Origin of the sequence: Streptomyces sp. NPDC090077 (assembly GCF_044747545.1) — a bacterium.
Classification (GTDB): Bacteria; Actinomycetota; Actinomycetes; order Streptomycetales; family Streptomycetaceae; genus Streptomyces.
The window spans coordinates 1-22,399 of the sequence record NZ_JBIVEG010000013.1 but is presented as its reverse complement, the minus strand read 5'-3'; the positions used below and the strand labels follow the sequence as shown (position 1 = coordinate 22,399).

Annotated in this window: 20 protein-coding genes; 8 read left to right on the top strand and 12 right to left on the bottom strand. The window is 74.7% G+C overall.

The annotated features are described in order from the left end of the window. Window positions 1-7 precede the first annotated feature (7 nt). The 10 genes from ACIPW5_RS21880 to ACIPW5_RS21835 form a co-directional block, all read right to left on the bottom strand. Window positions 8-2,752: a fumarate reductase/succinate dehydrogenase flavoprotein subunit gene (locus tag ACIPW5_RS21880; protein WP_401247749.1), complete on the bottom strand. Its 2,745-nt coding sequence runs from the start codon at window positions 2,750-2,752 to the stop codon at window positions 8-10. Between the two features lie 65 nt (window positions 2,753-2,817). Continuing rightward, a complete protein-coding gene (locus ACIPW5_RS21875; protein ID WP_401247279.1) occupies window positions 2,818-3,564 on the bottom strand; it encodes an ABC transporter ATP-binding protein in 747 nt (248 codons plus the stop codon). Beyond that, window positions 3,561-4,436 carry an ABC transporter permease gene (locus ACIPW5_RS21870; RefSeq protein ID WP_401247277.1) on the bottom strand — a complete coding sequence of 292 codons (876 nt, stop codon included), beginning with the start codon at window positions 4,434-4,436 and terminating at the stop codon, window positions 3,561-3,563. Before ACIPW5_RS21870 ends, ACIPW5_RS21875 begins: the two co-directional genes overlap by 4 nt. Further along, entirely contained in the window at window positions 4,433-5,797 is a 1,365-nt protein-coding gene (locus tag ACIPW5_RS21865; protein ID WP_401247275.1) for an ABC transporter substrate-binding protein, read from the bottom strand. Before ACIPW5_RS21865 ends, ACIPW5_RS21870 begins: the two co-directional genes overlap by 4 nt. Next, window positions 5,794-6,021, bottom strand: coding sequence for a ferredoxin family protein (locus ACIPW5_RS21860; protein WP_069925450.1), 228 nt, complete (start codon window positions 6,019-6,021; stop codon window positions 5,794-5,796). Before ACIPW5_RS21860 ends, ACIPW5_RS21865 begins: the two co-directional genes overlap by 4 nt. 62 nt (window positions 6,022-6,083) lie before the next feature. Further along, window positions 6,084-6,851 carry a GntR family transcriptional regulator gene (locus tag ACIPW5_RS21855; protein ID WP_401247271.1) on the bottom strand — a complete coding sequence of 256 codons (768 nt, stop codon included), beginning with the start codon at window positions 6,849-6,851 and terminating at the stop codon, window positions 6,084-6,086. A gap of 212 nt (window positions 6,852-7,063) precedes the next feature. Continuing rightward, on the bottom strand, window positions 7,064-7,474 hold the full coding sequence (locus tag ACIPW5_RS21850; RefSeq protein ID WP_401247268.1) for an STAS domain-containing protein: 411 nt from the start codon (window positions 7,472-7,474) through the stop codon (window positions 7,064-7,066). A gap of 152 nt (window positions 7,475-7,626) precedes the next feature. Then, entirely contained in the window at window positions 7,627-8,574 is a 948-nt protein-coding gene (locus tag ACIPW5_RS21845; protein WP_401247266.1) for an NmrA/HSCARG family protein, read from the bottom strand. Between the two features lie 148 nt (window positions 8,575-8,722). Next, a complete protein-coding gene (locus ACIPW5_RS21840) occupies window positions 8,723-9,520 on the bottom strand; it encodes a crotonase/enoyl-CoA hydratase family protein (protein ID WP_401247263.1) in 798 nt (265 codons plus the stop codon). Between the two features lie 72 nt (window positions 9,521-9,592). Further along, window positions 9,593-10,165, bottom strand: a complete 573-nt coding sequence (locus ACIPW5_RS21835) for a DinB family protein (RefSeq protein ID WP_401247260.1) — start codon at window positions 10,163-10,165, stop codon at window positions 9,593-9,595. Between the two features lie 216 nt (window positions 10,166-10,381). Here ACIPW5_RS21835 and ACIPW5_RS21830 point away from each other — a divergent pair, with 216 nt between their 5' ends. The 3 genes from ACIPW5_RS21830 to ACIPW5_RS21820 all read left to right on the top strand — a co-directional run bounded on the left by ACIPW5_RS21830 (window position 10,382) and on the right by ACIPW5_RS21820 (window position 13,209). Further along, the gene (locus tag ACIPW5_RS21830; protein WP_401247257.1) at window positions 10,382-10,744 is read left to right on the top strand and encodes a hypothetical protein; all 363 of its coding nucleotides are present in this window, start codon (window positions 10,382-10,384) and stop codon (window positions 10,742-10,744) included. Window positions 10,745-10,857: 113 nt separating this feature from the next. Then, window positions 10,858-11,421 carry a PadR family transcriptional regulator gene (locus ACIPW5_RS21825; RefSeq protein ID WP_401247254.1) on the top strand — a complete coding sequence of 188 codons (564 nt, stop codon included), beginning with the start codon at window positions 10,858-10,860 and terminating at the stop codon, window positions 11,419-11,421. Between the two features lie 69 nt (window positions 11,422-11,490). Next, the gene (locus tag ACIPW5_RS21820; protein ID WP_401247252.1) at window positions 11,491-13,209 is read left to right on the top strand and encodes an acyl-CoA dehydrogenase family protein; all 1,719 of its coding nucleotides are present in this window, start codon (window positions 11,491-11,493) and stop codon (window positions 13,207-13,209) included. 55 nt (window positions 13,210-13,264) lie between these two features. Here ACIPW5_RS21820 and ACIPW5_RS21815 read toward each other — a convergent pair whose 3' ends face one another. Next, window positions 13,265-14,413 (bottom strand): hypothetical protein, encoded by a 1,149-nt coding sequence (locus tag ACIPW5_RS21815; protein WP_401247249.1) that lies wholly within the window; start codon window positions 14,411-14,413, stop codon window positions 13,265-13,267. A gap of 160 nt (window positions 14,414-14,573) precedes the next feature. After that, the gene (gene katG, locus ACIPW5_RS21810) at window positions 14,574-16,763 is read right to left on the bottom strand and encodes a catalase/peroxidase HPI (protein WP_401247246.1); all 2,190 of its coding nucleotides are present in this window, start codon (window positions 16,761-16,763) and stop codon (window positions 14,574-14,576) included. A 217-nt stretch (window positions 16,764-16,980) separates the two neighbouring features. On the opposite strand from katG, the gene ACIPW5_RS21805 reads away from it, so the two are divergent. From ACIPW5_RS21805 to ACIPW5_RS21785, 5 genes are all read left to right on the top strand, one after another. Continuing rightward, entirely contained in the window at window positions 16,981-17,523 is a 543-nt protein-coding gene (locus tag ACIPW5_RS21805) for a nucleotidyltransferase domain-containing protein (RefSeq protein WP_401247244.1), read from the top strand. Window positions 17,524-17,624: 101 nt separating this feature from the next. Further along, window positions 17,625-18,254, top strand: a complete 630-nt coding sequence (locus ACIPW5_RS21800) for a hypothetical protein (RefSeq protein WP_401247241.1) — start codon at window positions 17,625-17,627, stop codon at window positions 18,252-18,254. Window positions 18,255-18,400: 146 nt separating this feature from the next. Then, complete coding sequence (locus tag ACIPW5_RS21795) at window positions 18,401-20,503, top strand: CHAT domain-containing protein (protein WP_401247238.1); 2,103 nt, start codon at window positions 18,401-18,403, stop codon at window positions 20,501-20,503. Window positions 20,504-20,512: 9 nt separating this feature from the next. After that, window positions 20,513-21,940 carry a hypothetical protein gene (locus tag ACIPW5_RS21790; protein ID WP_401247235.1) on the top strand — a complete coding sequence of 476 codons (1,428 nt, stop codon included), beginning with the start codon at window positions 20,513-20,515 and terminating at the stop codon, window positions 21,938-21,940. Window positions 21,941-21,946: 6 nt separating this feature from the next. Further along, window positions 21,947-22,306 (top strand): NTP pyrophosphohydrolase, encoded by a 360-nt coding sequence (locus tag ACIPW5_RS21785; protein WP_401247232.1) that lies wholly within the window; start codon window positions 21,947-21,949, stop codon window positions 22,304-22,306. Window positions 22,307-22,399 lie beyond the last annotated feature (93 nt).

Below are 22,399 nucleotides of genomic sequence, written 5' to 3'. Positions count from 1 at the left end.
TCGGCCCTCAGGACCCCGCGCGGGCGGCGTACGCCCGGACGTCCGCGTCGGGGTCGGAGGCGGCGGAGGCCAGCGCCGCCCGGGCGCCCGGCGCCGCCCCGTGCCGGAGCAGGGACAGCACGGCCGCCTTGCGGACGTCCGCGTTGCCGTCGGCCAGGGCCTCCGCCAGCGCGGGGACGGCCCGCACCGGCGCGGCCGCCCGCAGGGCCGTCGCGGCCCCGGCCCGCACCTGCCACGCGGGGTCCCCGAGCGCCGCCGCGGCCCGGGCGGCGTACCCGGGCGGGCAGCCGGTGGCGGCCAGCGCCGCCAGGGCCGCGCCCCGGACCAGCGGGTCGGCGTCGTCGAGCAGCGGGCCGAGCGGCTCCGGGGCCGGATCGCGGACGGCGGCCAGGCCCCGCGCCACCGCGACCCGGACCTCGCGGGCGGGGTCGGCGGCCGCCGCCGCCAGTTCCGCCGCGGCGTCCACCGAGACCAGGGCCCGGACGGCGGTGACGCGGACCTCGGTCCCGGCGTCCGCGAGCGCCGCGCCGTACACCCCGGCGTCGCCCAGCCGCAGCGTCCGCAGCACCTCCAGCGCGGCGGCCCGGACGGCCGGGTCGGCGACCCCCAGCGCCGCCCGCAGCCCCGCACCCAGCTCCGGCCCGGCCGGCAGCACCTCGACGAGCTCGCGCAGCGCGGCCGCGGCGGCCCCGCGCACCCCCGGCTCCGGGTCCCGCAGGCAGCCGGCCAGCGCCGGCCCGGCCCCGTCCGGGACGGTCTCCCCGAGGACCGCCACGGCGGCCGCCCGCACCCCGGGATCGGGATCCGCCAGGAAGGGGCGCAGGGCCTCCAGCCCGGGCGACTCCTCGGCCAGGGCGAGCAGGCGCAGCAGCCCGGAGCCGGGCGCGGGGGCGTCCCCGCCACCGGCGGCCGGCGCCACGGCCGCCACGGGCTCCGGAGGCGGCTCCGGCGCGGCCCCCGGCCGTGCCGCCGGAGCGGCGTCCCTCGGCCCGGCCGTGGCCACCGGCACCAGCTCGACCTCGCCGAGCCACCGCTCCGGCCCCGCCACCGGCGTGAACTCCGGGACCGGCACCGAGTACGGCTCCACCGGCCGCGCGGTGAACTCCATCGCCCCGGAGGCCGACTTGCGCAGGTCGAGGTGGTGCAGCCAGCCCGCGTCGTCCTGCCCGGGATGGTCCAGCCGCTCGTGGTAGAGGCCCCACCGGGACTCCGTCCGGGCGAGCGAGGCGCGCGCGGCCATCTCCGCGCAGTCCCGGATGAAGCCCACCTCCGCGCACCGCATCAGCTCGTGCGCGGTACGCGCCCCCATCCCGGCGATCTCCCCGGACATCCGGGTGAAGGCCTCCACGGCGAGGGACAGCTTCGCCCCCGACTTCGGCGGTGCCACGTAGTCGTTGACGAACCGCCGCAGCTTGTACTCCACCTGCGGCTGCGGGGGCCCGTCCGGATGGCGCAGCGGCCGGTAGACCAGCTCGTGGGCGGCGGCGACCTGGTCCCGCGGCAGCTCCCCCTCGTACGCCCGGTACCGGGAGGCGTCCTCGCCGGCCAGGTCCCCGTAGACGAACGCGCCGATCATGTAGTTGTGCGGTACGCAGGCCAGGTCCCCGGCCGCGTACAGCCGGGGCACGGTGGTGCGGGCGTGCGCGTCGACCCGTACGCCCGAGGCGGAGTGCCCGCCGCACAGCCCGATCTCCGAGATGTGCATCTCGATGTCGTGGGTGCGGTAGTCGTGCCCGCGGCCCTCGTGGAAGGTGCCGCGGGTGGGCCGCTCCGTGCTGTGCAGGATCGACTCGACGGCGGAGACGGTCTCCTCCGGCAGATGGCTCAGCTTGAGGTACACCGGCCCCCGGTCGGAGGCGAGTTCGGCCGCGAACTCGGCCATCATCCGCCCCGACCAGTAGTCCGACTCCACGAACCGCTCGCCGTGCCGGTTGACCTGGTAGCCGCCGAAGGGGTTCGCCACGTACGCGCAGGCGGGCCCGTTGTAGTCCTTGATCAGCGGGTTGATCTGGAAGCACTCGATCCCGGTCAGGGCGGCCCCCGCGTGGTAGGCCATGGAGTAGCCGTCGCCCGCGTTCGTGGGGTTCTCGTACGTCCCGTACAGGTAGCCGGAGGCGGGCAGTCCGAGCCGGCCGCAGGCGCCGGTGGCCAGGATCACCGCGCCCGCCCGCACGGTGACGAAGGCACCGGTGCGGGTGTCGAACCCGGCCGCGCCGACGGCCCGGCCGTCCTCCGGGTGGGTGAGCACCCGGACCGGCATCACCCGGTTCTCGATGCGGATCCGCTCCCGCATCTCGCGCCTGCGCAGCTGCCGGTAGAGGACCTTCTTGACGTCCTTGCCCTCCGGCATCGGCAGCACGTAGGACCCGGACCGGTGGACCTGGCGGACCGCGTACTCGCCGTGCTCGTCCTTCTCGAACTTCACCCCGTACGACTCCAGGCGCCGGACCATGTCGAAGCCGCGGGTCGCGGTCTGCCGGACGGTGGACTGGTCGACGATCCCGTCGTTGGCGCGGGTGATCTCGGCGACGTAGTCGTCGGGTTCGGCGCGGCCCGGGACGACCGCGTTGTTGACCCCGTCCATGCCCATGGCGAGGGCGCCGGAGTGCCGTACGTGCGCCTTCTCCAGCAGCAGTACGTCCGCTCCGCGGCCGGCCGCGGTCAGGGCGGCCATCGTGCCGGCGGTACCGCCGCCGATCACGAGGACGTCGCAGGACAGCTCGGTCGCGTCGGCGAGGGCGGGGACGGCCAGGGAGGGGACGGCGAGGGCGGGGGTGGCCGGGGAAGCGTCCAGCAGGGTGTCCACGGGGGTGCCTTTCAGAGGAAGTCGAGGATGCGGCGGCGCAGTTCCGCCGTGCCGGGTGCCTGCTGCGCGTCGCGCCGGCGCGGGTGCGGCACGTCCAGCACCAGGCCGGAGCCGAGCAGGGCGACCCGGTCGCCGAGGTGCAGCGCCTCGTCCACGTCGTGGGTGACGAAGACGACGGTCGCGCCGGTCCCCGCGAGGACCTCCACCAGCAGGTCCTGCATCCCGGCGCGGGTGCGGGCGTCGAGCGCGCCGAAGGGCTCGTCCATCAGCACCGCCCGCGGCCGCCCGGCCAGCGCGCGGGCCAGCTGGACGCGCTGCCGCTGCCCGCCGGACAGCTGGTGCGGCAGCTTGTGGGCGTGCTCCGCCAGCCCGACCCGCTCCAGCCAGCCGGCGGCCGACCGGCGCCGCTCGGCGCGGGGGACCCGCCGGATGGCCAGGGGCAGTTCCACGTTGGCGCGCACGCTGCGCCAGGGCAGCAGCGCATCGTGCTGGAACACCAGTGCCCGGTCCGGGGCGGGCCGGGTCACGGGCTCGCCGCCCTGGGTGACCCGCCCGCCGAGCGGGGGCAGCAGCCCGGCCAGGGTGCGCAGCAGCGTGGACTTCCCGCACCCGGAGGGCCCGACGACGGTCAGCAGCTCACCGGCCGGGATCCGCAGGGTGACGGTGCCCGGCAGGACCGCGCCGCCCGGGTGCCCGAGCCGTACGTCCTCCAGGGCGAGTGCGGTGCCGGCCGGGGCGGGCGGGGCGGTGGTGCTCATGTGACGGGCTCCTTCCGGGGAACGGCGGTACGGGGCGCGGGCGCCGGGTCGGGGGCGGGGACCGCCGGGGCGGGCGCCGGGCGGCGCGGTCCTGCCGGTGCACCCCCGGCCGGGCGGGGCAGCCACGCGGTGGCGCGGCGGCCGAGCAGTTCCACGGCGGTGGAGGTGAGCCAGCCGAGCGCCCCGATGGTGGCCATGCCGACGAACACGCCGGGGTAGTCGACCACCGTGTAGTCCTGCCAGGTGCGGTACCCCACCCCGTACTCCCCGGAGATCATCTCCGCGGAGATCACGCAGATCCACGAGACGCCGATGCCCACCGACAGCCCGCCGAAGATGCCCGGCAGGGCGCCGGGCAGCACCACCGAGAACAGCACCCGCGCCCGGCCGCCGCCCATGGTCAGCACGGCCTCCTCCCAGACGGGGGTGAGGGCCCGGACCGCGTGCCGGGTCGAGACGGCCACGGGGAAGAAGGCGGCGGCGAAGGTGATGAACACGATGCCCTGCTCGTTGGTCGGCAGCAGCAGGATGGCGACCGGCACCAGGGCGATGGCCGGCACCGGGCGCACCACCTCCACCAGCGGGCCCAGCAGGTCGGCCGCCCACCGGGACCGCGCGACGGCCGTGCCGACCGCCACCCCGAGCACGGCGGCCAGGGCGAAGCCCGCCCCGATCCGGCGGAGGCTGTGGCCCAGGTCCTGCCAGTACGGGCCGGTCCCGACCCGGCCGGCGAAGGCGGAGGCCACCTCGCCGACCGTCGGGAACTGCTCGAACCGCAGCCACAGGTTCACGTCCAGCGAGGTCAGCAGCTGCCACAGCCCGAGGGCCGCGGCCAGCGAGGCGGCCCGCAGCAGCCGGCGTCCCGCGCTCATGAGGCCAGGCCCACGGCGTCCTCGTAGCCGACGACGCGGGCGCCGGGGTGCTGCCCGACCCAGCCCTTCGCGCCGGCCGGGGTGACGAAGGCGCGCAGCTCGGTGCCGTCCGCGACCCACACCGCCTTGTCCGCGAACCACAGGGTGCCGGTCACCGCGTCCGGTACGTAGGCGGCGCGCACCTCCGCGCCCCTGGCGGCCTTCAGCAGCTCCTTGGGGCTGTCGAAGGAGGCGGTGGCGGTCCGCCCCCTGAGCCACAGCTCGGACTTCACGGCGCCCGCCTTCGGGTAGCCCGGCTCCTGCACGGCCCGCTTCAGCGGCGCCGGGTCGACGAAGGCGTCCACGTCGACGTCGCCCACCAGCCCGGCGCCCTTCAGCACCGGCACGTCCTCCTTCAGCGCGGCGATCAGCTCGGGGCGCAGCTCCGGGTCGAAGGTGGCGATGCCGTTGGCGCCGTTGTAGAGGTAGACCACCTCGGGCGGCAGCCCGGTCTCCTTGCCCACCGACTCGGCGGCCGCCACCGGCTGCGCCCGCAGGTAGTCGGTGGCGCGGCGCTGGGCCCGGAGGAAGTCGTCGACCACGCCCGGCCGTTCGCCGGCGAACTTCTGCCGGACGGTCACCCCGTGGAAGGTCGGCAGGTTCAGCTCGGCCCCGTCGTACAGGGCCTTCGCCCGGCCCTCGAAGGCCAGCTGGCCGGGCCAGGCCACGAACTGCGAGAGCGCGTCCGCGCTGCCGGCCTGGAGGGCGGAAGCACCCACGCTGGGCTGCTGGTTGAGCTTCTGGACGCCCTTGTCGGGATCGATCCCGGCCCGCTGGAGGGCCCGGATGAGGGTCCCGTCGGCGGCCGATCCCACGCTCGTGGACACCTTCTTGCCGCGCAGGTCGGCCAGCGACTCCAGCTTCGAGTCGGGGGCGGTCACCACGGTGCTGAGGCCGCCGCGCAGGTTGTAGCCGGTGACGGAGACCAGCGAGGTCGGCTGCTTCAGTTCCTTGCCCCGGGCGGCGTTGAGCAGCAGCGGGAAGTCGCCCATCGAACCGATGTCGATCTTGCCGGCCGTCATCTGCGCGGTGATGGGGGCGCCCGTCGCGTAGTCCTGCCAGTCGACCTCGTACGTCACCCCTTCCTTCTTGCCACGCGCCGCGAGCTCCTCCTCGAAGTAGCCGAGGGAGCGCAGCAGGGTGCCCGCGGTGACCGTGTTGATGGTCTTGGACTGGTAGCCGACGGTCACGGTGACCGTCTTCGACGGGCTGCCGCCCGCCGCGCCGCCGCCGTCGCCGCAGGCGGTGGCCAGCGGGAGGAGCAGGGCGAGGGGGAGGGCGGGGGCGAGGAGTCTGCGGCTCATCGGGGCGGGGCCTTTCATCGGAGCAGGTAGGGCATGTTGACGGTCACCGCACCGGTGGGACAGCGGGCGGCGCACGGGCCGCAGTACCAGCACTCGTCCACGTGCATGTACGCCTTGCCGTTGTCCTCGCGGATCGCGAGCGAGTCGAGCGGACACATGTCGACGCAGAGCGTGCAGCCGTCGATGCACTGGGACTCGTCGATGGTCACGGGCACGTCGGCGCGCTGGGGGACGAGGGGCATGGGTTTCTCCAAGGGCCCGCGGAGGCGGGGAAAGGGGGAGGGGAGGAGAGCCGGGGAGGGGCTCAGAGGGAGCGGCGCAGCACGCCGCTCATGGTGATGCGGTCGCCGCGGAAGCGGATGAACTCCAGGTCCACCGGCCGGCCGTCGGGCAGGCGGGTGAGCCGCTCCAGCATCAGCACGGCGGCCCCGCGCGGAGCCTGGAGCACGGCGGCGGAGTGCGCGTCGGCGTTGACGGCCTCCAGGGTGATCTCGGCATGGCCGAGCGGGCCGCCGGTCAGCGCCTCCAGGAGCCGGAACACGTCCGTGTTCTCCAGGTCGCAGCCGAGCAGTTCACCGCCGATGTCCATCGGCAGGTAGGAGAGGTCCAGGGACAGCGGCAGTCCGTTGAGCCGGCGCAGCCGCTCGATACAGAGCACGTCGGCGTGCTCGGGCAGGCCCAGCCGGTGGGCCACCGGGCCGGGGGCGGTCACGGGGCCGACGGTGCGGACCTCGTTGGTGACCCGGCCGTGTTCGTGCAGGGTCTCGGCCAGGCCCTGGAGGCGGTCCAGCCCGTGCGGGTACTTCTCGCACACCACCACCGTGCCGACGCCGGGCTGCCGCTCGACGAGCCGCTCCCCGCGCAGCAGGTCCAGCGCCTGCCGGACGGTGTTGCGGCTGGCCCGGTAGTCGGCGGCGATGACGTCCTCCAGGGGCAGCACCCCGGCCGGGAAGCCGCCCGCCAGGATCTGGTGGCGCAGCAGGTCGGCGAGCTGCCGGGCCCGGTCCGCACGCAGCCGGCGGCGGCGCGCGGCGGCGACCGGGCGGGCGGCGGGGGCGGGTTCGGCTGGCATGGCAAGGAACGTACCGGGAGGGCCCTCCGGATGGTGTTGCCGCAGCATTGCGCCACCTGACGCCCTGTGCGTACGGCTCTGACCTGGTCTTTCTCTCCAAGGGTGGCAAGATCCGCCACCACGGCGCCCACCATGTGGACCGGACCCCGGCCACGATGCGAACGGCGGCCCGCCGCCCCTCCCCGCGGGTGCGGGAGACGGCGGGAGACGGCTCACCCGCCGGACGGCACCCGGCCCGAACCGGACTCCGTGAACGCGCGCGTGCCCTGCGCGCGTTCCGCGAGCAGCCGGCGGAAGCCGGGTGTCGCGTACCGGTCGGCGGTGGCCGACGCCGGGCCGGGCAGGCCCGCGGTCCGTGCCATCAGCTCCCGCGGCTGCGGCTGCCAGCCGACGACCAGGACCCGCAGGCCCCGGTCCTCCGCGCGCCGGTGCAGGTCCAGGAGGTGCAGCAGACCGGGCTCGGTCATGAGCGGGACTCCGTGCAGATCGACCATGAGGACCCGCTCGCCGGCGGTGACGTGCTCCAGCGCCTGCCGCAGGGCCCCGCCCGACTCCTCGCCGAGCTCTCCGCTGGCGCTGACCAGGACGGTGGTGCCGCGGTACTGGACGTCCGTGGTGATCAATACGTTCCCCTTTCCATCACCCCCGCGGGCGGCGGGCCCGCGGGGCCCCATCCTGGCGCGGCGCCGGGCGGCGGGGGTAAGAGGCTCGCTGATGTCACGGCCGTGTTTTGTCAGGTTTCGCTCAGGACGTCCCGGGGCGCGGCCCGCCGCCGTCAGCCGGCCGGGAACCGGTCGCGGTGGGCGGCCAGCCAGGTGGCGAAGTTCTGGAGTGCCGGGTTGATGCGGCGGACGGCGTCCAGGTCCCGGGCGCCGGTGAAGGAGGCCTCGCAGTCGGCGTAGTACTGGAACATGTTCCCCGCCTCCTCGGCGCCGGGGAAGCCGAGGGCGCGGAACGCGTCCGGCGTCAGGGGCCGGTAGCGGACCGGCCGGCCCAGCGACCGGGTGAGGGCGGCGGCCATCTCGGCGAGCCCCAGGTGCTCCCCGGCGATGCTGATGGTGGCCGCGACGTAATCCGCCCCGCCCTTGAAGATGGCGTGCGCGGTCCTGCCGATGTCGTCGACGGCGATGCCGGCGAGCCGCTTGTCGCCCATCGGGAGGACCAGCTCCAGGGCCCCGTCCGGTGCCTGCCGGGGTGCGAAGGCGCCGAGCAGGTTCTCCCAGTAGAAGGTGGACCGCAGGAAGGTGACCGGCACGCCCGCGTCGAGGAAGTACTGGTCCGCCTCCGCCTTGCCGTCGAAGTGCGGGACCTTGTAAACGCCCTGGAGCGTGGGCATCCGGGGGTCGTCCACCGGGATGCAGTGGCGGGTGTCCTCCAGGGTGGACCAGATCGCGTGCTGCACGCCGGCGTGCCCGGCCGCCCGGGCGAGCGCCGCGGCCTGCCGCTTCTCGTGCGCGGCGTCCATGTCCTCCCAGAAGTTCGTCACGAGGAACGCCCCGTAGGCCCCTTCCAGTACGGGGCCGAGGCTCGCCTCGTCGTCCAGGTCGGCCCGCACCACCTCCGCCCCGAGCCGCTCCAGCTCCCGGGCCCGGTCCGATCCGGGGTCGCGCGTCACGGCGCGTACGGCGAACTCGCCGCCCCGGTCCGCCAGGACCGACCTGGCCAGGGCGCCCCCCTGCTGTCCGGTCGCGCCGAACACCGTGATCGTCCGCTTCCCGGTCATCGCCGGCCACCCACTCCCGTACGCGTTCCGCGCCCCTCGCGGGGGCGATTCCGTGCGAAACCTACGGGTGACGGACCGGACACCACGGCGCCACACGCCGGGCCCGCCCGTATGGCGGAAGCACCCGGGCGCAGGCCGCCGGGCCCGCTCAGCCGGTGAAGGAGCCGTGCCGTCCCGCCCCGGAGGCGAACCGCGCGGCACCGGCACCGGTCTCGCCGGCCGACAGCGGCACCATCCCGTGCCGCAGCTCGGCGGCCAGCGCCTCGGGCTCGGGCAGCCCGTGCTGCTCGCGCACGGACAGCCGGTCGTGGCGCAGGCACAGCTGGGGGAACGCGGCGATCTCCCGGGCCAGTTCCTCCGCCGCCCGCCGGGCCTGCCCCGGGGGTACGAGACGGTTGGCGAGCCCCATCGCGTGGGCCTCGGCGGCGGGCACCGGCCGGCCCGTGAGGATCAGGTCCATCGCGCGGCTCTCGCCGATCAGCCGCGGCAGCCGCACCGTGCCGCCGTCGATCAGCGGCACCCCCCACCGGCGGCAGAACACCCCGAAGACCGCGTCCTCCTCGGCCACGCGCAGATCGCACCACAGGGCGAGCTCCAGCCCTCCGGCCACGGCGTGCCCGGCGACGGCCGCGATCACCGGCTTGGTCAGCCGCAGCCGGGTCGGCCCCATCGGGCCGTCCCCCTCGGCTGCCACCCGGTTGCCGTGCGGGGTGCCGATCGCCTTGAGGTCGGCGCCCGCGCAGAAGGTCCCGCCCTCGCCCCACAGCACTGCCACCGAAGCCCCGTCATCGGCCTCGAACGCCCGGAAGGCATCCGCCAGCTGCGTGGCGGTCGGCCCGTCCACGGCATTGCGGGCGGCGGGCCGCGACAGCACCACGGTGGTCACGGGTCCGTCGCGCTCCACCCGGACGGCGGGGGAGGCGGCAGCGGCAGGAGACATCGTCATGACGGCATTCTCACGCGGCCGGGAGCCGCTGGGGCCGGATCCGGCCGCACACCCGCCGCCGACGGGGCCCGGTCACTGGCCGACGCGTCCGTCCACGCACTCGCGCAGCAGGTCGGCATGGCCGCAGTGGCGGGCGTACTCGTCGATCCGGTGCACCATCAGCTCCCGGACCGCGATGCCGTCCCGGCCCACGCGGGCGCCCAGGTCCGGGAACGCGGCCAGGGCGGCGTCCATCGCGGCCTGCTCCCGTTCCAGGTCGGCGTAGGCGGCGTCCACCACGGCCTGGTCGGCGACCGCCCCGTGGAAGTCCGCGTCGCGGGCGCCGTAGAGCTTCGGCAGCGGTTCGGCGTCGGTGATCCAGTTGCGCCAGTCCCGCTCCACCTCGGCGAGGTGGCGGACCAGGCCCAGCAGCGACATCGTCGACGGCGGCACCGACCGGCGGGCCAGCTGCTCGGGGTCCAGGCCCTCGCACTTCATCCGCAGGGTCAGGCGGTAGCCCGTCAGGAAGTCCAGCAGCGTCGCCAGTTCGCCTTCCGGACTGCTGCCGCCGTGCTTGTTGCGGGGGTCGTCGTCCGGGTCCGCCCACATGTCGGGGTACACGGTCGCCTGGGTCCATCGTGCGGGTTGATCACTCATGCGGACCATGATCGTACGGGGCGCCCCGGCGGCGCCAGCGAGTTGCCGGGACGCCCCGGCCCGTCCGTCAAGACCGCCCGCCCGGACGGATCCCCGCTCCGACCCGGCCATTCCGCCCGACCCCGCACCCTGGAAGCTGATGCTCCGTCATATCACGGTCCCGGGGGTGACGCAGGTAGGTCGCCCCGCTCGCCCACCGTCATCGTCATCGTGAAGGAGCTCGGCATGCGCAAGAAGACCGCGGCCGCATTGGGCAGCGCCGCACTGCTCGCCACCACGCTGCTCACCGGAACCGCTTCGGCGGCTCCGTCGGGCGCCGCCCTGGCGTGCGGGGAGCCCTGGTTGTCCAGTCGTGCGGAGGGCCACGCCTGGATCCAGTACTGCGGGGACAAGAACATCATCGTCGCGACCGTCACGGACGACAAGGCGGACGGCCGCTGCCCGCGGGTCTCCGGCTACCTGTACCACAACCAGTACTACGTCCACTCCGCGTCCATCGGGCCCAAGGGCGCTTCTCGGAGCGTCACCATCTACGCTCCCGGCGGCGACTTCTTCTACACGGCCGGGGTGTCCTGGGTGAGCTGCTGACGTGCGCGCGGCGGGCGTCCCCGGGCGCCCGCCGCCCCGGGGGCCGGGTGAGCCGCGTCTCACCCGGCCCCCGCCACTTGTCTATGCAACGAGTTGCATAAGAGGATCGGGGCATGGCGCTCGACCACGCGATCCTCGTCTCCCTGCTGGAGATCCCCGGCTCCGGATACGAACTGGCCCGGCGGTTCGACCGGTCCATCGGCTACTTCTGGACCGCCACCCACCAGCAGATCTACCGCGTACTGGGACGCATGGAGCGCGAGGGCCTGCTCACCGCCCGCACGGTGGCGCAGCAGGGCCGGCCGGACAAGAAGGAGTACTCCGTCGCAGGCCCCGGCCGCGAGGCCCTCTCCCGGTGGCTCCACGAGCCCATCGAGCCCGAGAGCATGCGCCACGACCTCGCCGTCAAGATCCGCGGCGCCGCCTTCGACGACCCGGCCGCACTGATCCACGAGGTGGAGCGGCACCACCGGGTGCACGGCGAGCGGCTCGCGCACTACCTCGCCGGGGAACGGCGCGACTTCACCGGCCCCGACGCCCCCGCCCCGCTCGACGCCGGACAGGAGCTCCAGCACGCCGTGCTGCGCGGCGGCATCGCGTACGAGCGGATGACGATCGCCTGGCTGGACGACGTCCTCGCCACCCTCCACCGGATCGGCGCGGCCCCGACCGCCTGAACACGCACCACGCGCACCACACGCGCCACGCGCACCACCCACCACCCACTCCACGGAAGGCGACCCCTCATGGCCGACTCCCTCCTCTTCAACCCGCGCACCTACGACCCCGCGCACTTCGACCCCGAGACCCGCAGGCTGCTGCGCGCCACCGTCGACTGGTTCGAGGAGCGCGGCAAGCGCAAGCTGATCGAGGACTACCGCTCCCGGGCCTGGCTCGGGGAGTTCCTCGCGTTCGCCGCCAAGGAGGGCCTGTTCGCCACCTTCCTGACCCCGGCCTCCGCCGCCGGACGGGAGGACCAGCGCTGGGACACCGCCCGGATCGCCGCCCTCAACGAGATCCTCGGCTTCTACGGCCTCGACTACTGGTACGCCTGGCAGGTCACCATCCTCGGCCTCGGCCCGGTCTGGCAGAGCGAGAACGCCGACGCCCGCGCCCGCGCCGCCGAACTGCTCGCCCAGGGCGAGGTGTTCGCGTTCGGGCTCTCCGAGCGGACCCACGGCGCCGACATCTACTCCACCGACATGCTCCTCGCACCGGACGGCGACGGCGGCTTCCGCGCGAGCGGCTCCAAGTACTACATCGGCAACGGGAACGCCGCCGGCCTCGTCTCCGTCTTCGGCCGCCGCACCGACGTCGAGGGCCCGGACGGGTACGTCTTCTTCGCCGCCGACAGCCGCCACCCGGCGTACCACCTGGTGCAGAACGTCGTCGACTCCTCCAAGTACGTCAGCGAGTTCCGCCTGGAGGACTACCCGGTGGCCGCCGCCGACGTCCTGCACACCGGACGCGCCGCCTTCGACGCCGCCCTGAACACCGTCAACGTCGGCAAGTTCAACCTCTGCACCGCCTCGATCGGCATCTGCGAGCACGCGATGTACGAGGCCGTCACCCACGCGCAGAACCGCATCCTCTACGGCCGCCCCGTCACCGCCTTCCCGCACGTGCGCCGCGAACTGGCCGACGCCTACGTCCGGCTCGTCGGGATGAAGCTCTTCAGCGACCGCGCCGTCGACTACTTCCGCTCCGCCGGCCCCGAAGACCGCCGCTACCTCCTCTTCAACCCGATGACGAAGATGAAGGTGACCACCGAGGGCGAGAAGGTCGTCGACCTCATGTGGGACGTCATCGCCGCCAAGGGCTTCGAGAAGGACACCTACTTCGCCGAGGCCGCCGTCGAGATCCGCAGCCTGCCCAAGCTCGAAGGCACCGTCCACGTCAACCTCGCGCTGATCCTCAAGTTCATGCGCAACCACCTGCTGGAGCCGGTCGACTACCCGGCCGTGCCCACCCGCCTCGACGCGGCCGACGACGACTTCCTCTTCCGCCAGGGCCCGGCCCGGGGCCTGGGCGCCGTCCGCTTCCACGACTGGCGGCCCGCGTTCGACGCGTACGCCGACGTGCCGAACGTGGCCCGCTTCCGCGAACAGGCCGATGCCCTCTGTGAGTTCGCCGCCACCCTCGCCCCCGACGAGACCCAGAGCCGCGACCTGGACTTCCTGCTCTCCGTCGGCCAGCTCTTCGCCCTCGTGGTGCACGCCCAGCTGATCCTGGAGCAGGCCCGCCTGACGGACCTGGACCCGGACGTCCTCGACGAGCTGTTCTCCGTCCTCGTCCGCGACTACTCCGGCCACGCCGTCGAACTGCACGGCAAGGACTCCGCCACGGAGGCGCAGCAGGCCTGGGCCCTGGGTGCCGTACGCCGTCCCGTCGTCGACGAGGGCCGGGCAGCCAGGATCTGGCAGCGCGTCGAGGCGCTGTCCGGGGCCTACGAGATGGCGCCGTAACCACCCGCTCCGGCCCGTGGCCGGCCGGACCGGCCGGCCACGGGCCGACGGTTCCTCACACCGTCCAGCGCAGCACGGCGCCCAGCCCGCCGGCCGGGCCCGGCACGCCCGCCGGGACGGCGAGGACCTCGCAGCCGGCCGCCGCCGCGGAGCGCAGCAGCGCGTCGTCCGCGCGCGCCCGTACGGGCTTGCCCACGCCCATCGCCTGCGCCTGGCCCCGCTGCACCGCGACCTCGTCCACCCCGGGGCCGATCCACACCTCGCGCCCCGCGTCGGAGCCCTCCGGCCCGAGCAGCAGGGTCGCCACCTGGTGGCTGCGCACGGCGTCCACCACGGCCGGCATGCCCTCGGCGGCCTGCCCCGGACCGGTGTCCACGGTGGACTCCCGGTGCTCACCGGGGCGGCCCCGGCCGGCCCGGAACCGCTCCAGGGCCGCCTCCAGCCGTTCCCGGGCGAAGCCCTCGCGCGCCCGGGCGATCTCGCGGTCGAGGGCGTCCGGGGAGGCCCCGGGCGAGCGCCCGCCGCCGTCGGCGTCCACGGCCACCGCCCGCAGCCGCTCGGGCAGCCGGGCGTGCACGGCCCGGCGCTCCCGGGCGTCTCCGGCCAGCACCAGGAGCCCGGCGCCGCTCCCGGGCCATTGCCGGGACAGCTCGGCGGCGATCGCGCCGGCCGTCCCGTTCCAGGCGTTCTCGACCCGGTGCCGGTAGTGCCACTCCTGCCGGTCCGCCGGCACGCCGCGGTGCCCGTGGTCCCGCTCCCGGCCGCCCGCCGCCCGGCCCAGGGCACGGCGGCGGGGGCCGTCGCGCAGCTCCAGCTCGGCGCCGGCGCCGTCGAGGTGCGCCACCAGGCAGGCCGGCCCCTCGCCGCGCAGCCCGGCCAGCGGGGCGATGTGCGGCAGCACCGACCAGGTCACCTCGGGGGCCGCGGGGGCCCTGGCGAGCGGGACGTCCAGCAGGACCTCGGCGCCCGAGGCGAACAGGGCCCGGCCGGGCGGAGCCCCGCCGACCTGCTCCCCGAGGAGCCGGTCCACGACGGCCCGGACGGTGTAGGCGTCGGCGCCCGCGTCGATCAGCAGGGCGGCGACGGCCCGCTCGCGCAGGGCCCGGATCCGCCGCGCGTCCTCGGTCGCGCGGGTGCCCTCGACGTACACGGAGGCCCAGGGGCCGGGGCGGGAGAAGAGGGGTGTGAGGAAGCCGAGTTCCATGACGTCCCCCAAGGGGTGCGGGAAGGGGGTCCTCCTCCAGGATGCCCCGCCCGCCGGGCCCGTGCCCGCCCGCCCGTGACCCCGGCCGGCCCGCGGGGGCCGGCCGGGACGGCGGGGCCGGGCGCCGGTCAGACGGCCGGGACCCCGGCCGGGCGACCGCTCACGCGAGGTCGAACCGGTCGAGGGTCATCACCTTGTCCCACGCCGCCACGAAGTCGCGTACGAACTTCTCGCCCGCGTCCTGCGAGGCGTACACCTCGCACAGCGCCCGCAGCTGGGAGTGCGAACCGAAGACGAGGTCCACCGCGGTCGCCGTCCACCGGACCTTGCCCGTGGCGCGGTCCCGGCCCTCGTAGACGTTCTCGTCGGCCGCCGAGGCCGACCACTCCGTGCCCATGTCCAGCAGGTTCACGAAGAAGTCGGTGGTCAGCGTCTGCGGCCGGGCGGTGAGGACCCCGTGCGGGGACCCCCGGTGGCCGGCGTTCAGGGCGCGCATGCCGCCCGTCAGCACCGTCATCTCCGGCGCGGTCAGCGTCAGCATGGAGGCCCGGTCCAGCAGGAGGGTCTCCGGCGACAGCTTCTCGCCCGCCCGGAGGTAGTTGCGGAACCCGTCCGCCCGCGGTTCGAGCACGGAGAACGACTCCACGTCGGTCTGCTCCTGGGAGGCGTCCGTACGCCCCGGCGCGAACGGCACCGCGACCCGGTGCCCGGCGTCCTCGGCGGCCTTCTCCACGGCCGCGCAGCCGCCCAGGACGATCAGGTCGGCCAGGGACACCTTCTTCCCGCCGGTCTGCGCGGCGTTGAAGTCCTGCCGGATCCGGTCGAGGGCCGCCACCGTCCCGGCCACCTCGGACCCGGAGTTCGCCTCCCAGTCCTTCTGCGGCGCGAGCCGGAGCCGGCCGCCGTTCGCGCCGCCGCGCATGTCGGTGCCGCGGAAGGACGCGGCCGCGGCCCAGGCGGTGGCCACCAGCTGGGACACGGACAGCCCCGAGCCGAGGACCCGGGCCTTGAGGTCGGCGATCTCCGCGTCCCCGACCAGCCCGTGGTCCACGGCGGGCACCGGGTCCTGCCACAGCTGCGGCTCGGGGATCCACGGGCCGAGGTAGCGCGAGACGGGCCCCATGTCGCGGTGCAGCAGCTTGTACCAGGCGCGGGCGAAGGCGTCCGCGAGCCGGTCCGGGTTCTCGTGGAAGCCCTTCGCGATGGGCCCGTAGACGGGGTCCACCTTCAGCGAGAGGTCCGTCGTCAGCATCATCGGGGCGTGCCGCTTCGCCGGGTCGTGGGCGTCGGGCACCGTGTCCCGGGCCGCGGGATCCGTCGGCGTCCACTGCTGCGCGCCGGCCGGGCTCCGGGTCAGCTCCCAGTCGTACCGGAACAGGTTGTCGAGGTAGCCGTTGTCCCACCGGGTCGGCTCGGTCGTCCAGGCGCCCTCCAGACCGCTGGTGATCGCGTCGCCGCCCACGCCGGTGCCGGAGGAGTTCGTCCAGCCGAGGCCCTGCTGCTCGATCGGCGCGGCCTCCGGCTCCGGACCGACGTACTCGGGATCGACCGCGCCGTGGCACTTGCCGAAGGTGTGCCCGCCCACGATCAGGGCGACCGTCTCCTCGTCGTTCATCGCCATGCGCCCGAACGTCTCGCGGATGTCCCTGGCGGCGGCGACGGGATCCGGATTCCCGTTCGGGCCCTCCGGATTGACGTAGATGAGCCCCATCTGCACGGCGCCGAACGGGCCGGTGAGCTCCCGGTCGCCGCGGTAGCGCTCGTCCCCGAGCCAGGTGTCCTCGGGACCCCAGAAGATCTCCTCCGGTTCCCAGATGTCCTCCCGCCCGAAGCCGAACCCGAACGTCTTGAACCCCATCGACTCCATCGCGCAGTTCCCGGCGAACACGAGGAGGTCGGCCCAGGAGACCTTCCGGCCGTACTTCTGCTTGACCGGCCACAGCAGGCGGCGCGCCTTGTCGAGGCTCGCGTTGTCGGGCCAGCTGTTGAGCGGGGCGAAGCGCTGCGCGCCGGAACCGCCGCCGCCGCGGCCGTCGGCGATCCGGTACGTCCCCGCGGCGTGCCAGCTCATCCGGATGAAGAGCGGCCCGTAGTGGCCGTAGTCGGCGGGCCACCAGTCCTGCGAGGCCGTCATCACCTCGAAGACGTCCCGCTTCAGCGCCTCGACGTCCAGGCCCGCGAACTCCTTCGCGTAGTCGAAGTCCTCGCCCAGCGGACTGGCCCCGGGCGAGCCCTGGTGGAGCACCTGGAGGTCCAGCTGCTCCGGCCACCAGTCCCGGTTCGTCATCGGGCGGGTCGGCGCGGCGGCCGGGGAGGGGATGGCGGGGTTCTCGCTTTCGCTGCCGGACACGTCCGTCCTTCTTCCTGTCTCGGTGTTTCCACCTGGCGGGCTGCTTGCTCTCGGCGTCCGTATGGTCGCGCACCGTGACCCGTGCGGTGGACAGAACACGCTCCCATGGGGGCCGAACGGGCGAACCGCCCCCGCCGCGGGCCCGCCCGGGAGGACACGGGCCGCGGTCCGGAAATGGGGGCGCGGGGCCGCCCCGCGGGCCGTAGCCTGCGTGATCATGGACATGGAACGCACCCGCCGCCAGCTCCGGCTGATCGCCGAGACCAGGGAGATCGCCGAGGTCCTGGGGGTGGAGGTCCGGCTCCGCGGGGGCTGGGCGATGGACTTCTTCCTCGGCGGGCCCACGCGGGACCACGAGGACGTCGACTGGTTCGCCTGGAGCGAGGACGCCCCCGCCCTCACCGGCGCACTGCTCGCCTCCGGGTACGAGCCGCTGCCCGGCCCGCCCGCCGGCCAACAGCTCGACTTCGCGAAGGAGGGGGAGGAGATCAGCTTCGCCCTGCTGGCCCGGGACTCCGACGGCCTCCCCGTCGTCGCCGGCGGCCCGTGGGCCGGGGAGCGGTGGCCGCGGGGTGTGGTGGAGGGTTCCGAGGGCCGGATCGGGGAGCTGAGGTGCCCGGTCGTCAGCCCCGGGGCGCAGATCGAGATCAAGCGCATGATGCCCGTCTGGGTCCCGGGCAGGCCGCGGCGGGCGAAGGACGCCGAGGACATCGGCCGGCTGGAGGAGGCCCTGCGCAGCCGGGGCTCCCGGCCTGCCTGAACCGCCGCCCGCGGCGACCCCCGGTGATCATGGAAGTCGGGCGGTGGGGGAGAATTCACTCCACCGCACATGACCACCGAAGAACGACAGGAGCACGCCCGTTGAACGAGGAGAGGCGCCAGCAGGCCCGGCAGTTCCTCCAGCCGGGAGAGCACCTCATAGCCGCCTGCGCCCATGAACTCGGGCCTGGTGTGCCCACCCCTCCCGAGTCGATGCTCGCGCCCCCGGACCCCTCCGACCTGCAGCGCAGGATCGAGGCCCGGCTGCCCCGCCAGCTGCGGCAGATCGCCAGGTCCCGGGTGCTCGACCCGCGGCGGTCGCGCCCGGCCGCCGCGGCGGACGCGATCGACCGCATGCCCGACGCGCTGGACCAGCTCGGCACGCGCCTGATGCACGGCAAGAACATGGAGGGCGGCTGGGAGAGCGCGGCCGGACACTTCGTCATCGGCCGGGCGAACGTGCGCCGTTCCAACGCCTGCGTACTGGTCCTCACCGACCGCCGCTGGTTCGCGATCAGCGACGTCTCGCCGCTGTGGCAGTCGACGCCGCTGATGAAGCACTACTGGGAGGTGCCCCGCCCGGTGGTGGCCGCGGTGCGCGCCAACCCGACGGGCGTCCTGCAGAAGGGCCGGATGGACATCGAGTTCACCGACGGCTCCTGGGTCGCCCTCCTCGCCACCGCGCCGTCCCACGCCACGCCGTTCGCCGCCGCCTCCGCACGCTACCGCTGAACCGGCGGGGCGTCCGGCCCGGGGCCGTCCGGAACGGCCCCCGCCCGCGCGGGGCCGTCCGGGCGAACGGTGGGATAATCCTGTGGGGGGCAGGTGCGGCGCACCCGGCACTCGGGGCTCGGGCGACTCGAAGGAGGAGCGTCGTGATGGGCACCCCCGCCGCTCGCATAGCCGACCTGCTGGACGTCGTCACGACGCCCTCCCACACGACGCCCGTCAGCCGTCCGGCTCCCGCCCCGCCGCCGCGCACCGGTGGTCCAACCGTCAACATCACCGTGGTCTGGGGCGACCTCGTGGAGATCGCCGCCGATCTGCACGTCACCGGGCACTACCAGTCGGTCGTGCCCTCCGCGGCGGAGCTCTCACTGGACCGCGCCATATCCGACGGCCCCCGCCCCCTGATCACGGAGCACACCCGGCTCGGCTGGATCGACGCCCAGCTCGGCGAGGTCACCTACTTCCCGTGCAGGGCGGGCCCGATCCGGACGGCCGCCGTCGTGGGCATGGGCCCGATGGGCACCCTCACCGAACGCCGCGCCGCCCAGATGTACGCCTCCCTGCTGGGCGAGGCCATCGCCATCGGCCACGTCGAGACCATGGCGACCGTACTCGTCGGCGCCGGCGTGGGGAACCTGTCCGTCGGCGGAGCGGTCCGGTCCCTCGTCCGGGGCTTCGCCGCCGCCCTCGCGGCGCAGGGCCCGTCGGCGCCCGCGCCCCGGCTCACCGAGGTGCTCGTCGTGGAGGTCGACCGGCTCCGCGCCGAACAGCTCCTGCTCGCGCTCGCCCACGCCGCCGCGGACCAGCCGGGGCTGCGGATCGGCCCGGAGCTGCGGGAGGACAGCGGCGGCCGGCTGTTCGCGCCCTCGGCCGCCGTCTACGCGCTGAACGCACTGTCCGGACTCGCCCGCGCGGCGGGCCCGGCACCGGCCGCCGCGGAAGAGGCCCTGCGCACCGTGCTGGCGGACTTCGACCCCGGCATCCGCGACCAGGTCCGCGAGCAGCTGGCCCACCTCGCCGAAGTGGCCCGCACCGACCTGTCCCTGACGGTCCGCGGCCCGACGCAGACCCAGGACGGCGCCCTGCCCGTACGGATGTCCGTGCAGTCGGGCGCGGACGGCGGTCTGAGCTGGGCGGCGCTGACCGGGCGCGCCACCGTGCCGGAACGGGTCGTCGCCATCGACCGGGACCTGCTGCGCGAGCTCGTCGGACGGCTCACGGAACCCACCGTCGACGACGCGCGCGGACTGCCCGTCCTGCTCTCCCGCTTCGTGCCGGAGGACTTCCAGCGGCTGATCTCCGACGACGCCACGGTGCTGCTGGAACTGGACCGGGACACGGCCTCCGTGCCCTGGGAGTTCCTCACGGACGTCCAGCCGACCGGCGAGGAGCGCCACGCCCCCCTGGCGATCCGCACCCAGCTGTCCCGGCAACTGCGCACCCCCTACGCGCGCGTGATGACCGAGGGGCCGGCCGACGGACCGCTGCGCGCCCTGGTGATCGGCGACCCCGGAGACCCGGAGAAGGGCCTCCAGCTGCCGGGCGCCCGCAGCGAGGCCCTCGCGGTCGCCGCCCGGCTCAAGGCCCTGGGCGTCGACGTGACCCTGTTCGTCGGGGCGCCGAACTCCACCCGCCAGCCGGGCGTGGAGCCCGCCAGGCGGCTCGACGTCCTGCGGGCCCTGCTGTGCGGGCGCAACGACATCGTCCACTACTGCGGCCACAGCGACTTCGACCCCTCCGGCACGGGCCGGCGCTCCGGCTGGGTCTTCTCCGACGGCCTGCTGACCGCGCAGGAACTGTCCCTGCTGGCGCGGCCCCCGCTGATCGTCGTCGCCAACGCCTGCTACACGGCCCGGCTCGGCACCGCCGCGGCCCCGGGCGGGGCGGCCCCGACGCCCTGGGGGAACCCGCAGGCCGCGCTCGTCCCCAGCCTCGCCGACGAGTTCCTGCGCATCGGCGTCGGCCACTACATCGGGGCGGCCTGGCGGATCCCCGACGACCAGGGCATCGCCTTCGCCGAACAGTTCTACCGGCACCTGTTCACGATCGGGCCCGCCGAGGACCCCCCGACCGTGGGGGCCGCCGTCCGCTCCGCGCGCAAGGCGCTCTACGACCAGCGCGCCGAGAACGACTGGGCGGACGGCGGACAGGACCGGCAGCGGTGGAGCTCCTGGGCCGCCTACCAGCACTACGGCGACGCCTCCGAACCGTTCGTCCCGCCCGAGGCCCCGTCCGGAGCGCGCGAGGGCTAGGAGGCCCCCATGGGCAGGATCCCGATGCCCGACGTCGTCGTACTGCTCCCCGGCATCACCGGCAGCGTGCTGACGCGGAACGGGAAGGACGTGTGGGCCCCCTCGGCCACGGCGGTACTGGGCGCCCTGGCGAGCCTGGGCCGCAACCTGGGCGAGCTGGAACTGCGCGACGGCCGGGACGACTGGCGGCTGGACGACATCGGGGACGGGGTCGTCGCCTCCCGGCTGGTGCCCGACCTGCACACCCTGCCCGGCCTGTGGAAGATCGACGGCTACACGGCGACCGAGAGGTTCCTGCTGGACCGCTTCGAGCTGGCACCGGGCCAGAACTACTTCCCGTTCCCCTACGACTGGCGCCGCGACAACCGGGCCGCCGCCCGCCGCCTCGCCGAACGCAGCGGAACCTGGCTGGCGGACTGGCGCCGCAAGAGCGGCAACTCCGCCGCCCAGCTGGTCCTGGTCGCGCACTCGATGGGCGGCCTCGTCGCCCGCTACTACGTCGAGGTGCTCGGAGGCTGGCGCGACACCCGGGCCGTCGTGACCTTCGGCACCCCCTACTACGGCTCCCTCAACGCCGTCGAGTTCCTGTGCAACGGCTTCCAGAAGCGGATCGGCCCCTTCGAGTACGACCTCACCCGGCTCCTGCGCTCCTTCACCGGCCTGCACCAGCTCGTGCCCGTGTACCGCTGCGTGTACGGGCCGGACGGCACGGCCGTCACTCCCGCCAAGGCCGGGCTGCCCGGCTGGCAGCCGCAGTGGAGCAGCCGCCTCACCGAGTTCCACGAGGAGATGGAGCGGGCGACCGCCGACAACCGCGAGGACCCCGCCTGGGAGACCCACCAGGTCGTCTACCACCCCGTCGTCGGCATGGACCAGCCCACCCGGCAGTCGGCCCGGATCGTCGGCGACAAGGTCGAGACCCTGATGGTCCGCGGGGACCACGACGAGAGCGGCGACGGAACCGTCCCCAAGCTCTCCGCCGCCCTCTCCGGCACCGAGGAGGCGCGCACCTTCGTCCCGCAGAAGCACGGCAGCCTGCAGAACCACGACGCGATGCTCGACCACCTGAAGGGCGTCCTCCAGTCCCTGCACGACATCCGCGTGGACGACCTGCGCGCCGCCGTCACCTCCTGGTTCAGCTACCTCGGCGACGACCTCTACCTCGACGGGGAGCCGGTGGTCTGCGAGATCGGGGCCGAGAGCGCCCAGAGCGGCAGCGAACTGCCCGAGGTCGCGGCCCGGCTCACGGTGACCAGCCGCACCACCGGCCGTCCGGTCGTCGAGCGCGCCGTCACCGTCCCGCGCGAGCGGCAGCGGTTCGACCTCGGCACACTGCCCCCCGACACCTACGACCTGCTGATCAGCGCCAGCCCCGACACCTCCCCGCTGTCCGACGTCTTCGTCGTCGCGGCCCCCGAGGCGCCCGTGGCAGAATGACGGAACGTGACCGAGCCCCTCATCCCCGTCCTCATCGTCGACGCGGCGAACGTCGTGGGCTCCGTGCCCGACGGATGGTGGCGCGACCGCAAGGGCGCCGCCGAGCGGCTGCGCGACCGGCTCGCGGAACGGGACGCCGGCGAGGAGGTCATCCTCGTCGTCGAGGGAGCCGCCCGCGGCATCGCCTCCGTCCCCGGCGTCCGGGTCGACTCCGCACCCGGCAGCGGCGACGACCGCATCGTGGAACTCGCCGCCGCCCACACCGGCCGCCCCTGCCTGGTGGTCACCGCCGACCGCGCGCTGCGCGACCGGGTGCGGGCCCACGGAGCCCACTGCGCCGGACCGCGCACGGTCCGGCCGGCCTAGGCCGTCTCTTCCGGATCTCGCTCCCCCAGCTACCGCTGGGAGGTGCCCCCAGACCCGCGCCGCCCGGCACCGCACCTCGCCGCGTTGGCGGAG